Raw genomic sequence first — 12,855 nt, forward strand, 5'->3', positions numbered from 1 at the left:
GCTGCCTCGAGCGCCACGCTCGCCTCCTCCGTTCCTGCTTGGAGGAGCAGCCCCCCTGTCGCGGGGAGCACGCCGCTCGCACTCCCGCTGTCCGTCAGCAGCGATACTTCGGCACTTCGCGCGAGAGCCTGACGAGCTGCTCGCGGATCTGCTGGAGGGTTGAATCTTCGAGCGAAGCCGGAGACTCCTTCAGGAGCCAGCGGAGATACTGGTCGAGGACCTGCTGAGCCTGCTCGGTCTTGTCCTGAAGATTCAAGGCGACGAAGAGGCCCCACGCCATGAAGACCGTGTCGGGGGCCCGTCGCCCAATGGCCTTCTCGAGGGCTCGAACGCCTTCCTCATGGAGTTCCTGCTGGGCCTTGAAGTCCCGCTGCTCCCGCAGAAACGAGGAGAAATCGGCCCATGCGTCGCGTGTCTGGGGGTGGTGCTCACCCAACCTCTGACGGCGGAGGCTCAGGATCCGCTCGTGAAGTTCGCGAGTGCCCTTCTGGTCTTTCTGCACCTCGAGTGTATGGACGAGATCCGTCATCAACGAGAGGGTGGAGGGATGCTCCGCACCGAGTACCTGACTGGAGAGCACCAGCGCCTCCTCCTGGAGTTCGCGCGCCCTCGCGAGGTCCGATTGGAAGTACGCGGTGGTCGCGAGGTTCTTCATCGCGACCAGCGTCTCGGGGTGCGTCTTTCCCATGACGCGGAGATAGGCCTCGAGTAGGGCTTCCTGCATGGCCCGCGCGGTGCCGAGATCACCCTGCTTCCGAATCGTGGTAGCGAGGGCAGTCTTCGACAACAAGGTGAGAGGATGCGTCTCTCCGAGCGTACGCTGCCGGATGGACAGGACACGCTCATGCCAGGCTCTAGAGCCCTGCACATCATCCAGGTCCCAGAGGATGGTGGCGAGGTTGTTCATCGCATGGAGGGTGTCCTGGTGCTCCTCTCCCAAAAGCCGTAGGCGCGCCTCGAGCACGTGCTCCGCGAGGGGCCGGGCACCCGGGTCATGCAAATCCGCCAGCGCCAGGGAAAGATTGTTCATCAAGATGAGCGTGCCGGGATGGTCCTCCCCCAGGAGCCGCAGATGCGCTTGGAGCGTTTTCTCCAGCAACTCCCGCGCTTCCCGGGGGCGCCCTTGTTGACGCAAGGACTCCGCGCGATCGCAATCCGCACTCAGGGTGGCGAGGTGCTCCTCGCCCAGGGACTCGCGGGCTCGCTCCGCGACGGCTTGACGGAGCTCCGCCGCCAGCCTCACCCACCCCCGTATCGCCCGGAAGGTCCCCAGCCTGGAACCCAGGTCCACACCGATCGCTGGCATCAAGGAAGCCTTCAATCGCTCGAAGAGCCACTCCGCATGGGGAGCGAAGGCTTCCAGCAAGGGCCACGCTTCCGGATTCTCGGAATGAGCAGGAGACATGAACCGCGCGAGCACCGTCCCCGCTGCCTCCATCATGAGCATAGAGTTCTGCGAGCGGCTGCGGATGAAGTCCGCGAGCACCCGATGCATGGCTCCGAACATGGGCACCCGGCCCCCCGTCGCTCCGGTGACGAAGGAGCGCACCGTTATCATGCTCCGGACCGGCGGGGTGAAGAGCGGCTTCATGAGGTCGAGCAACGCAATGGGAATAGGGGCGGGTGAGAGGTGCGCGAGGAACTCGGCTGCCCGCTGTGCCTCTGGGGTGAGGCGTTCGAAAGAGATGGAGAGCGCTTCGGTGACGCCCCGTAGCTGTCCTTCCGGAATGTGCGGGCGCAGGGCCTCCATCTGCTGGTCCAATTCCAACGTGGGGCCCACGTGCCGCGACTTCTCGAACAACTCGGCCGGAGTGATGGCGCTGGCATGCATCGCTCGGTTCAGCAGTTCCAAGGCCAGCGGGAGGTGCCCGACCCAGTCCGCGATGAAGTGCCAGTCCTGGGCGCCCAGGCTGGAGCGATCCACCCCTTGTGTGAGCAAGGCCACGGACGCGTCCGGCGCGAGCGTGGGCACGGGGAGCGACTGAAGACCCTCGTTGCCCAGGGAGCGCCGGACGCGAGAGGTGACAAGTAACGCAACCCGGCCCTGCGCCGGGCACCAGGTCTTGAGCGGTCTCGGACTCTGGCCCGGGGGCGTTTCCGGAACGTTGTCCACGACGAAGAGCACGCGCTCCTTCGCGGAGACCGTGTGAAGCGCCTGCGCCAGCTCGCGTGCGGCATTGCGCTGCTGTTTGCGGAACTCGGGCAGGGGCTCGACGCCCGGATTCAGGGTGCGGAGGATGTCGTGGTGCTGCTCCTCGAGCCGCTCATCACTGACATCCGCGTCCACCCAGAAGAGCCCTCCTGGGAAGCACAGGGGCCCCAGGCGGTGCAGGTACTCCAGGGCGAGCCGCGTCTTGCCGAAACCTCCCGCCGCCTCCAACGCCCCCGAGAGCGCCGCGCCCGCCCCCTCTCCCACGTGCGAAGAGGTGAGCGCGAAGTCGATCCTCCACAGCTCATCCTCGCGACCCACGAAGGACGCGCCGATGGACGGGGGCGGGTCCAGGGGATGGAGCCGCAGGCCCGCGAGGCTCCTCGGAGGCGGGAGGGCGGACGACTGGAGAAGGCTCTCACGGGTCTCCTCCAAGCGCCCCAGCTTCTCCAGGCGCGACTCCAGGGACGGCGGCTCACCGGCCAGACACGCGCGAATCCACTGCACCAGCGCTTCGGTCTGCTCGGCCCTCGGCCACTGCATGGCCCGGAGTGGGGGCGGGAGCCGCTCCAACGTACCGGGTGACGGGTCCCAGGCGGGGAGCGCCAGTACGAGGGACGAGAGCGCCAGGGATTTGTCGACCTCGGGAGCGTTGGGCGAGAGCGCAAGGAACGGAGTCAGCGCGGCACGCAGTTCCCACAAGCAGTACCACCGCGTGAAGTACAGCTCGTCGGCGAAGGCGACGATGACGCGCGAGCCCAGCAGCGCATCCGCCAGAGCCGAGGGGAAGCGCTCACCCACCTCGATGCTCGACGTGTCGAGGAACGCGACGTCCGCGCCCAACGCCTGCTGCAGCGCCTTCGCATGCTCGAGGGACGACCCACGCGCATAGGAGATGAAGACCTGGGGACTCATGTGGCGGCGAGCCTGACGCCTTCAGCCACGGGAGTGAAGCCCGCGGAGCACGCCCGCGTCACCCCGTGTGGGCGCCAAAACGGTTGTGGCGCTGGGTGTCGCACATGAGGCCGTACACGAGCAGCAAGCACAGGATGCAGCCGGACACGTCACACTCCAGGTACCGGGCGTGCGTCCCGCTCCACGTACCGGGGCAGGCTCAGAGCGAGAGTTCCTTATGGTTTCGTCGGATTCAGTTCCAAGGTACGCATGAGCGCACCTGCTGGCTGCTCATTGCCGAGCACCAATGCCTGGGTCGCCCTGACCAGATTTTGAAGCACTTCCGCTGAGGAGAGCGCGCTGAGTGGGAGTTCAAACCAACGGAGCTCATCCGCTCCCGACCACCGGCTTTGCCCCTTGCCAGTGGGTCTGGCGATTCGAATGCCGGGTTCTGTGCTCATCAAGCGTTCGAACGTGCCCTGGTCACCCATCGCGTGGAACAGGAACCAATGGTCCAAATGAGCGTCCACCGTCGACCAACTCACTCGACCGCCAAAGCACTGAGGTCCCTGGCGCACGCCGTCGTGGAAGAAAAAGCCAAACACCGCGGCGACTCCAGTGTCAGCGTTCTCGGACACACCCGGCGGCGTTACACAGAACGCCTTGAAGTATGTGAACGGCCATTGATCCAATGAGAGCCCCATCGCCGCGCCCCCCCATCCGCTCCCGCTCCGGACCGTCCAGCCGTCTTCAGCGAAGGTGGACTGCGCATCGTCCCAGACTGCCCGCGTCTGTGCGTACACTTTCGCGATCCAGTCGAACGCCCGTCGGCCATCCTCCTGCCAGCGCATCTGTTCCTGCGTCATCTGCTCTCCTTGTAGAACTCGGCGGTGCCAACGAGTTGCGGCGCCATAGGCCACTCGTAAAAACCGCCAGGGTACCCGGGTGAGGACAGGACCTCGTCGGGATTCTGCCACCGATCAGCCCGAGCCGGGTCACGGAAGGGCTCGGTATAAAAGTCCGGGCTGCCGAGGCTCCCAAGCTGCTCGTCGAGTCGAATCGACCGGAAGCGAAACATCCGTACGCGTTCGAGGAGCTGGCAAACATCAGCCAGATGGCGGGACGACGAGCGCTTATTGACGATCACTTCATGAACATCCCGCCATGACAACCAAAAGAGTCGCTTCAACTCCTCTCCTTGACTGTGCTGCGCTAGCACACTCGCGGATTCGCGAAGCGACTCCCGTGGCATCGCTCCATGATGGGTGAGGTAGAGCAGCGCGCAGGGCAGCTCAGCATTGGTGCGGACGGCTTCAAGGAGATAATAAGCGAGCTGATCGCCGCTCCGCGCGTCACGATCAATAACCCCTAAGCCAGACTTTTCCGCGCCAAGTTTGGCCTCGACAATCACCCGACAAACGGTCCTGCCTCCTGCGCGCAAGTCAAGCCACGCGTCCGGCTCCCTTCCGCCGAGGTTCGGCCATAGCTCCACTTCGAAATCATCGAAGGCCGGCAACGCATAGCTACCCTCGAACAGCTTCGCGTGTGACAGAATGTGTCCGAGCAGCTCCGCATCCCGGCTGTACCGAAATGCGTCGAAGAACGCAGCAGTGAGCGCATCCTCGGACTCCGGGATCTTACCGTTCAGAACGAGCGAAATCACGGATACCTCCCTCCCTTGTGAGGACCGCATACTACAGTAGCCCACGAAGGTCATCTCGCACAGCGTGTGTGTGCTTCGAACTCGCGCCCGCGACCCTCCGCGTCTACGCGCCCAAGTCTACCCACCAGCACTGAGCCTGAATTCGGGCGGCCCTGCGGCCCTCCGTGGAGCACGCCTCGAGCCGAGTTGCAAGTGCAACCAAAATGGCAAGAACATGGATGTCCATTACATGCCAGAAGAGTACAGAGACGAGGCTCGAACCAAAGTCTTGTCAGACCCCTGATCCAAAATCCAAAAGACATTCTCCCGGCATGCGCGCACACCCGACCGAGGAGGATGGGGGGACAATCCATGCCGAAGGCACATGAACTCATTGACGACTTCAATGACAACCTGACGGACACGTCCAAGTGGACGGCCACTGCCAGAGGGGTGCAGGAGGTGAATCAGCGTCTCGAGTGCCGGCCTGAAACCACCTCCCCCAGATACGCGGGGTACTCCTCCAGTGCCAGGTACGACCTGACCGACTCCTTCATCCAGGTCGAGGTCATTCAGGCTCTGCTGTTCACGACGCCCACTGTCGAAACCATGCTCGCCGCCAGGGTGGATGGCAACAACATCGTCTACCTCAATGCCGCCAACAAGAGCCTGTCCTGCTACCAAGGTGTGGCGGGAAGCTACACGCTGCTCGCACGCGTCCCCTACGATCCGGAGCTCCACCGCTGGTGGCGCCTGCGCGAACGCACGGGCGTACTCCATTGGGAAGTCTCGGCCAACGGACAGGATTGGACCAGCCTGTTCAACAAGCCCGCGCCCCTGTCCCTCACCTCCGTCACCCTCGAACTCATGGCAGGCAGCATCGATGTGGCCCCCCTCCCCGGTGTGGCCATCTTCGATTCGCTCAACACCTCGGGCACCCGCCAGTCCAGACGCGTGGAAGAGCGACGCCTAGCCTCCCTGGGCACCCGCGAGAAGGCCGCCCAGCTCGCCGCCGAGCGCCCCCACCCTGAGCACTTCAACAACAACGACGAGGTCAACTACCCGGACCGGCCCTTTGTCGGCAACTACTCCAAGGGCCTCCGGCACGACTCCGTCGGCGACCCCGAGCCCATCTCCTATGGCACGCTGCTCCGGGCCCTGGAGAGCCGTGCGCCCAGTGACTTCGAGCGAATCCTCCAGCCCTCGGGCGCCGTGAAACTCACCAATCCCCAGGCCGGCTTCGCCTTCGACCTGGAGGGCCCGGACGCCCAGGCCGTCACCCAGCCTCCCGCGCCCCGCTTCGACAGCCGGGGGACGGCGGCCGAGATGGGTGAGCTGTACTGGATGGCACTCGCCCGCGACGTGCCCTTCATCAATTATGCCTCCGAGGCAGCCATCGCCAACAGCATTGTCGAGCGCGCCATCCGTTCGCTGAGCACCGAACTCCCCGCGTTCGGCGGAACCACGCCCGTCACGGCGCAGAACCTCTTCCGCGGCATCTTCCCCGGTGACCAGGTGGGCCCCTACGTTTCCCAATTCCTCTGGAAGGGTAACAGCGACCCGCGTAAGCCGGACGGCCAGGGGCGCGATGCCGACGAAGGCTTCATCACCTACGGCACGCAGGTCATCGATCAGCGCCAATGGACCGTGAAGGGCTTCCCCGATCTCGGCGCCGCCGCCGACTACCTCACTCGCCGTACAGAATGGCCGGGACGATCGGGGCAAGGACCAGTTCGACACCACCCGCCGACGCTTCATCCGCAACCTGCGCGACGGGGCCAACTTCGTTCACTTCGATCAGGTGGTGAACGCGTTCTGGAACGCCGCCTTCCTGCTGCTCTCCGAGCCCCTGGGCAACCAGCTCACAGGCATGGGCGCCAGCCGGCCCCAGGTGGATAAGGAATTCGCCTGCGATCAGGGCAACCCCTATGACCCACCGGGCACCGTCGACGACTCGCGCACCCAGGTGGGCTTCGCCACCTTCGGGCCCATCCACCTGCTGCAACTGCTCATCGAGGTGTCCGGGCGCGCCGCGCGAGCGGTGTGGTGGCAGAAGTGGGGCGTGCACCGGCGGTTGCGCCCCGAGGAGTTCGGCGGGCGCGTCGACAACCACCTGTCCAGCCCCAGCCGACGCACCTATCCAATCGACGCGTCTCTCCGCAACTCGCTGTCGACGGGGTTGCTCAGCACATACTTCCCCAGCCGCTGGGGCTCCTTCCTGCTCCCACAGGCCTACCCCGAGGGATGCCCCACCCACCCGGCCTACGGCGCGGGTCACGCCACCGTATCCGGCGCCTGCGCAACCCTTCTCAAGGCGTACTTCGATGAAAGCGCGCCCATCGAAAACCCACTCATCGCCAGTGCGGATGGGACCACTCTGGTGTCCTACACTGGGGCGGACGCCGGGCAGATGACCATCGGTGGAGAGCTCAACAAACTGGCCAGCAACATCTCCCTCTTCCGCAACGCCGCAGGCGTCCACTGGCGCTCCGACTACACCGAGTCCGTTCTGCTCGGCGAGCGCGTAGCCATCGGGTTGCTGCGCGAAATGAGCCTCACCTTCAACGAGGACGACGCCTTGTTCCTGATCACCCGCTTCGACGGCACTCCCATCCGCATCATCGACGGACGCGTGGAACCGAGTTGAGCGCATGGTGGGCCCCCGGCGCCAGACCAGGAAATTCCATTCAAGGAAGTACCTTGATGCTCCTTGCCTTACCTGAAAGGGATTGACTCGATCGTCCTCGTGCGTCTGGAACAACCCCCATCAAGCATGGGGGAGCTTGCGCAGGACCTCGGCGGCTTCTTCGTACACTCTGCCAAGCACTTCGTCCTGGGGCTTGTGTTCCTCCAGCAGGTCGGCGTCCTCCCGCTGTCCCACATACTCGAGGAGAGTTGCGGCTTTGATGCTGCGAACTGTCTCCGAGGCCGCAATCATTCTCCGGGAGACCTCGCGTAACACCGTGCGCGCCTTGGGTGGGAGCGTGGAGATGAGGCGCTCACGGTGTAAGAGCAGCAGGTTGAACAGGCGCTCACAGAAACGCCTTTCCTGCCCCTTACGTGTAGATGCCATGTTGAGCATGGACGCGGCCAGGAAGATGAACGAGGGCAGAACAGGAACCAGTTCCTCTGGCACCTCCTCATCCAACACGGTCAGGACCTTGGTCTTCTGCTCAAGGGGTACCGACTCGTCTTCAATCCACACCCGCAACTCTTGCGAAGAGCCCTCCAGCAGGCGAAGCAGGGCCCGCAGACCCTCGGAAGCAGGCGGGGCGATTCGCTGCAGTCCCGCGCGAACAGCGGGGAGCAACTCTGGATGCCGCTTGCGCCAGAGGGCGTAGACCACGTCATCCACGTCGGAACTATCTGGCGTTCCAGCGGCCAATCGGTTCAGCCTGCGTACGAGGGTCGACCTCGAACGGGTGCTCTCGAGGTGCCCAAGTGCCTCGGTGATGACCTGCACGACGGATGAGGCGTCGGAGTCCCCTCGCGATTCCTCCACGAGAAGCTGTTTCTCCAAGCGTCTGGCGCTCGTGGAACCACCCAGTTCCCCCAAGGCGAAGGCAGCCGCCTGGCGCACCTTCCCCTCGGTAGACTGGAGCATCTGCTCCAGAACGCCGTGGACCCTTCTGGGCTGCGCCTCGCGCAATGTCGCCACCAGGGCACGTGCCCTCTCCTGCTCTCCCCAGTGGAAGGCATCCACCAGCTCCGACCGCCACTGCTCCACATCGATTTCCCGTGCCATGGGGCGCTCCAGAATCCAGGCTACCTCACTGGTATGGGCGCTCGAAGCACCACGCCCCTTTCCTCTCCAGCGTCCTGCCGCCAACAGGACACGCGCGGCTCGCGACCACCACCCCTGCCTCCCTGCTATACGGCCAGCGCCGCCAGCGCCATCTCCCCAACGCCCCCGGGAGTCCCCGGAGGCGGGCGCTGTTACGTGGTGCAGATGGCCCGCTTCTCCTCTTCAGCCCTGGAGCTCCCCAGGCGCCCTGCTCGTCCACCTCCTCGCCAGGGGCCTCGATGAGCCATTCCATCAAAGCCCCCTGGGATGACGAGAGTCAGCTCGTCCACCTGCTCGCCAGCCACACGGTCGAGGCGTTCTTCATGATGGACGCCCAGGGGCTCGTCACCTACGCCAACCCCGCCGCCGAGCGGATGTTCGGCTGGGGCCGACAGGAACTGCTCGGGCAGGTCCTCCACGATCTCGTCCACCACCACCACCCCGATGGCTCCCCCTTCCCCATGGACACCTGCCCCCTTGGCCAGGTGATGCGCGAGGGACAGCCCGTCCGGGACCACGAGGACCTCTTCATCCACCGGGATGGCTCGTTCATCCCCGTCTACTGCTCCAATGCCCCCATCCTCGCCGAGGGGCACATCCTGGGCGCCGCCCTGGTCGTCCACGACATCTCCGCGCGCAAGCGCGCCGAGCAGGCCCGGGCCGAGCAGGTGCGGCAGTTCCAACTCCTCGCCGACACCCTCCCCCACCTCGCCTGGATGTCCCGGCCCGATGGCACCTGCGAGTACGTCAACCGGCCCTGGTGCGAGTACACCGGCCTCTCCATGGAGGAGTCGCTCGGGTACGGCTGGACGCGCGCGATCCACCCGGAAGACCTGGCTCGCGTCCTGTCGCACTGGCAGCGGACGCGGGACACCCTCGACGGCCAGGAGGCCGAGCTCCGGCTGCGCCGGGCCAGGGATGGCGCCTGGCGGTGGTTCATCGCCCGGGCCCAGCCCGCGCGGGCCGCGGACGGAACCCTCCTGCAGTGGATCGGCTCCTGCACCGACATCGACGAGCAACGGCGCGCCGGCCAGGAACGGATGGAATTGCTGCGGCGTGTGCAGGCGGCCCATGCGGCGGCCGAGGAAGCCAACCGGCTCAAGGATGACTTCCTCGCCACCGTGTCCCATGAGCTGCGCACGCCCCTGACGGCGATGCTCGGCTGGCTCCAACTCCTGCGCTCCGGACGCCTGTCCGAGGAGAAGCGCGCCCGCGCCCTCGACACGGTGGAGCGCAACGCCCGCGCCCAGGCTCAGGTCATCGAGGACCTGCTCGACATCTCGCGCATCATCACCGGCAAGCTCCGCCTGGAGCCCGGGCCCCTGGACATGCGCAACGTGGTGGAGGCCGCGCTCGAGTCCACGCGGCCGCTCGCCGACACCAAGGGCGTGAGGCTCGAGCTGGACACGCGCGAGGAGCCCCTGCCCATGTGGGGCGACGCCGGGCGGCTCCAGCAGGTGGTGTGGAACCTGCTGAGCAACGCCATCAAGTTCACCCCCCAGGGCGGCCGCGTCACCGTCCAACTGCGCCCGCTGGACGGCTCGGTGGAGCTGCGGGTGACGGACACCGGCGTGGGCATCTCCCCCGCCTTCCTGCCCCATCTCTTCGAGCGCTTCCGCCAGCAGGACAGCAGCAGCCGCCGGTCGCATGGCGGGCTCGGGATCGGCCTGGCCATCGTGCACCACCTCGTCGAGCTGCACGGCGGCCAGGTCTCAGCGCACAGCCCGGGCGTGGGCCTCGGCTCGAGCTTCGTCCTGCTCCTGCCCCGCGAGCCCCGCCCCGCTCCTCCGGCTCCCACTCCAGCCGCTCCGCCTCCCGTCCCCGCGCACATGGAGGAGGAAGTGCCGCCGGCCCGCTCCGTGCTCGCCGGCCTGCGCCTGCTGCTCGTGGAGGACCAGGAGGACACGCGGGAGATGCTCCGCATCGTGCTGGAAGACCACGGCGCCCGGGTCCGTGCGGTGGCCTCCGCGGCCGAGGCCTTCCACTGCCTCCGGGAGTGGCGGCCGGACCTGCTCCTCTCGGACATCGGGCTGCCCGGGGAGAACGGCTACGAGCTCCTCCAGCGCATCCGCGCCCTGCCCGCCGCGGAGGGCGGGCTCACCCCGGCCATCGCGCTCACCGCCTACGCGCGCGCCGAGGACCGGGCGCGGGCCCTGAGCGCGGGCTTCGACATGCACGTGCCCAAGCCCATCAAGGAGGCGGAGTTGCTCGCCGTCCTCGCCGCCGCGACCGAGCGGCTCGCGGCCGGGGAGACGTCACGCACCCGGGACGCGCCGTAGCGACGACGCGCCCGCCGCTCAGGCGCCGCAGAGATCGTCGTGGAAATCGACGTTCGACTCCATGCCGCTGTCGTCCACGACCTTGAAGTCGATCTCCAGCCTGTTGAAGTTGTCCCGGGTGGACGTCTGCGCGCAGGAGTAGCTCTTGGTCCAGCTCCCCGAGGCCCAGGAGCCAATGGACGAGGTGCCATTGCTGTACCGGATGGTCCGCCTCCACATGGGCGTGTAGATGCCCGTGCCGCCACTGGCGCCGCCGGTGCAGCTGAGGCTGGTCGTCGACACGCGCGAGCAGGAGAGCGTGGCCGTGGGGCAGGCCTGGACAACCGTCTGGGAGCTCGTCTGGGGCGTGTTGCCCGTGCAGATCTCCGTCTGCCCCGCGCTGTCGCGGTTCATGGGGTAGGCCTTCACCTGGAAGGTGTGTGAGCCGCAGGTGATTCCCGAGACGCTGAAGGACCAGTTTCCCCGGTAGACGCCCGCAACGGAGTCATAGGTGCCGTAGGACTCCTGCCTGCTGCGCTCGACACCATCGACGTAGAACAGCAGGTACGCCCCGTTGGCGAAGGTGGAGGTCGTCCAGGTTCCCGCCCCGGCCAGCACGCCGCCGTAGGAGCTGACCCCGTTCAGGCCCAGCTGGCTCACGCTCATGACCGAGCACATCGCCGATTCCCGGGTGCCCGTCGGCTCCTCGGCAACGCCGGCTCCCTCCTCGGGGGCACCCCCACAGGCGGTCAGCAACAGCCCGGAGAGCATGGCACTCAGGAAAGAACGCTTCTGGACTCGTCGCATCGTCGGGCTCCTCTCAGCTCAATGACAGGCACGGGGGCCGACGTCGAATATGACACGAATCGCCTTCCGGTAAAACAATAAAAAACCGCCCAAGCTGTCCAAGTGGAGCAACGGGAGATCGTGGTCTCCCGCGGCGCTCAAGAGGCTGGCGTGTCCCACCCCACTTGGGTACGAGGTGCTCCCGATGGCGACGACCCGGAAGAAGAACACCGCCCCCACCCCGGCCGACAGCGGCCCGGCGAAGGACGTCCAGCGGCCTCCCGCGGAGACCCTCCACGCGGAGGAGCTGGAGAAGCTGCGGGCCCACGATGACGCGCCGAAGCCCCCGGGCTGGAGCATGTCCCTGCACGCGGTGCGCCGCTTCATCCTCGGAGACGAGTCGCTGGGCGTGCAGCGCAAGTTCGTGGGCAACCCGAGCCTCGTGGACCGGGCCATGGTGACGCTGGCCACCAACCGCGGATTGATGCTCGTGGGCGAGCCCGGCACGGCCAAGAGCCTCCTGTCCGAGCTGCTCGCCGCCGCCATCTCCGGCACCTCCACGCTGACCATCCAGGGCGGCGCGTCCGTCACGGAGGATCAGATCAAATACTCGTGGAACTACGCGCTCCTCGTGTCCGAGGGCCCCACGCCCCGCGCGCTCGTGCCCGCCCCGCTCTACACGGGCATGAAGGAGGGCAAGGTGGTGCGCTTCGAGGAGATCACCCGCTGCCCCCTCGAGGTGCAGGACTCGCTGCTGTCCATGCTGTCGGACCGGGTGCTGGCGGTGCCGGAGCTGAAGGACGAGGACGCCATGGTGTTCGCGCGGGACGGCTTCAACGTCATCGCCACCGCGAACACGCGCGACCGCGGCGTCAACGAGATGAGCGCGGCGCTCAAGCGGCGCTTCAACTTCGAGACGGTGTTCCCCATCGGCGACTTCAACACCGAGCTGTCCCTGGTGCGCAACGAGACGAAGCGGCTGCTGGAGCGCTCGGGCGTGCCAGTGACGCCCTCGGAGGACCTGCTGGAGGTGCTGGTCACCACGTTCCGCGAGCTGCGGGCCGGCGAGACGAGCGACGGCCAGGCGATGGAGCGGCTGTCGGCGGTGCTCTCCACGGCGGAGGCCGTGTCGGTGGCCCACGCGGTGGGCGTGCGCGGCTACTACCTGCGCGGGGATGGAGGCTCGGCGGCGGACCTGGTGGAGACGCTGGCCGGCACCGCGGCGAAGGACAGCCCCGAGGATCTCAAGCGTCTGCGCGCGTACCTGGAGCAGCGGGTGGCGCGCCGCAACGGACCCCAATGGCGCGCCCTGTACGAGGCCCGCCACCTCCTGCCGGGCTGA

At 66.5% G+C, this 12,855-nt stretch carries 9 protein-coding genes; 4 read left to right on the top strand and 5 right to left on the bottom strand.

The genetic code is table 11. The features are described 5' to 3' along the window. Nucleotides 1-94: 94 nt before the first annotated feature. The 3 genes from VFZ09_RS03990 to VFZ09_RS04000 form a co-directional block, all read right to left on the bottom strand. Nucleotides 95-3,064 (bottom strand): toll/interleukin-1 receptor domain-containing protein, encoded by a 2,970-nt coding sequence (locus VFZ09_RS03990; protein ID WP_329726123.1) that lies wholly within the window; start codon nt 3,062-3,064, stop codon nt 95-97. Nucleotides 3,065-3,279: 215 nt separating this feature from the next. After that, the gene (locus VFZ09_RS03995; protein WP_329726124.1) at nt 3,280-3,909 is read right to left on the bottom strand and encodes a hypothetical protein; all 630 of its coding nucleotides are present in this window, start codon (nt 3,907-3,909) and stop codon (nt 3,280-3,282) included. Beyond that, entirely contained in the window at nt 3,906-4,706 is an 801-nt protein-coding gene (locus VFZ09_RS04000; protein ID WP_329726125.1) for a hypothetical protein, read from the bottom strand. Before VFZ09_RS04000 ends, VFZ09_RS03995 begins: the two co-directional genes overlap by 4 nt. A gap of 351 nt (nt 4,707-5,057) precedes the next feature. On the opposite strand from VFZ09_RS04000, the gene VFZ09_RS04005 reads away from it, so the two are divergent. Both VFZ09_RS04005 and VFZ09_RS04010 read left to right on the top strand, forming a co-directional pair. Then, nucleotides 5,058-6,584, top strand: coding sequence for a hypothetical protein (locus VFZ09_RS04005; protein WP_329726126.1), 1,527 nt, complete (start codon nt 5,058-5,060; stop codon nt 6,582-6,584). Next, nucleotides 6,490-7,332 (top strand): vanadium-dependent haloperoxidase, encoded by an 843-nt coding sequence (locus VFZ09_RS04010; RefSeq protein WP_329726127.1) that lies wholly within the window; start codon nt 6,490-6,492, stop codon nt 7,330-7,332. Before VFZ09_RS04005 ends, VFZ09_RS04010 begins: the two co-directional genes overlap by 95 nt. 120 nt (nt 7,333-7,452) lie before the next feature. On the opposite strand, the gene VFZ09_RS04015 is transcribed toward VFZ09_RS04010, so the two are convergent. Then, a complete protein-coding gene (locus VFZ09_RS04015) occupies nt 7,453-8,430 on the bottom strand; it encodes a hypothetical protein (RefSeq protein WP_329726128.1) in 978 nt (325 codons plus the stop codon). Nucleotides 8,431-8,708: 278 nt separating this feature from the next. Here VFZ09_RS04015 and VFZ09_RS04020 point away from each other — a divergent pair, with 278 nt between their 5' ends. After that, complete coding sequence (locus tag VFZ09_RS04020) at nt 8,709-10,748, top strand: PAS domain S-box protein (RefSeq protein WP_329726129.1); 2,040 nt, start codon at nt 8,709-8,711, stop codon at nt 10,746-10,748. Nucleotides 10,749-10,766: 18 nt separating this feature from the next. Here the strand turns inward: VFZ09_RS04020 and VFZ09_RS04025 are convergent, their stop codons facing one another. Beyond that, nucleotides 10,767-11,534 carry a hypothetical protein gene (locus tag VFZ09_RS04025; protein WP_329726130.1) on the bottom strand — a complete coding sequence of 256 codons (768 nt, stop codon included), beginning with the start codon at nt 11,532-11,534 and terminating at the stop codon, nt 10,767-10,769. 184 nt (nt 11,535-11,718) lie between these two features. Between VFZ09_RS04025 and VFZ09_RS04030 the strand changes: the two genes are divergently transcribed. Beyond that, nucleotides 11,719-12,855: an AAA family ATPase gene (locus tag VFZ09_RS04030; protein ID WP_329726131.1), complete on the top strand. Its 1,137-nt coding sequence runs from the start codon at nt 11,719-11,721 to the stop codon at nt 12,853-12,855.

This window comes from Archangium sp. (assembly GCF_036277355.1).
Lineage (GTDB): Bacteria > Myxococcota > Myxococcia > Myxococcales > Myxococcaceae > Archangium.

Coding starts and splice junctions, on each gene's coding strand:
- VFZ09_RS04030 (WP_329726131.1), top strand. CDS start 11,719: ATGGCGACGACCCGGAAGAAGAACACCGCCCCCACCCCGGCCGACAGC.
- VFZ09_RS04025 (WP_329726130.1), bottom strand. CDS start 11,534: ATGCGACGAGTCCAGAAGCGTTCTTTCCTGAGTGCCATGCTCTCCGGG.
- VFZ09_RS03995 (WP_329726124.1), bottom strand. CDS start 3,909: ATGACGCAGGAACAGATGCGCTGGCAGGAGGATGGCCGACGGGCGTTC.
- VFZ09_RS03990 (WP_329726123.1), bottom strand. CDS start 3,064: ATGAGTCCCCAGGTCTTCATCTCCTATGCGCGTGGGTCGTCCCTCGAG.
- VFZ09_RS04005 (WP_329726126.1), top strand. CDS start 5,058: ATGCCGAAGGCACATGAACTCATTGACGACTTCAATGACAACCTGACG.
- VFZ09_RS04015 (WP_329726128.1), bottom strand. CDS start 8,430: ATGGCACGGGAAATCGATGTGGAGCAGTGGCGGTCGGAGCTGGTGGAT.
- VFZ09_RS04020 (WP_329726129.1), top strand. CDS start 8,709: ATGAGCCATTCCATCAAAGCCCCCTGGGATGACGAGAGTCAGCTCGTC.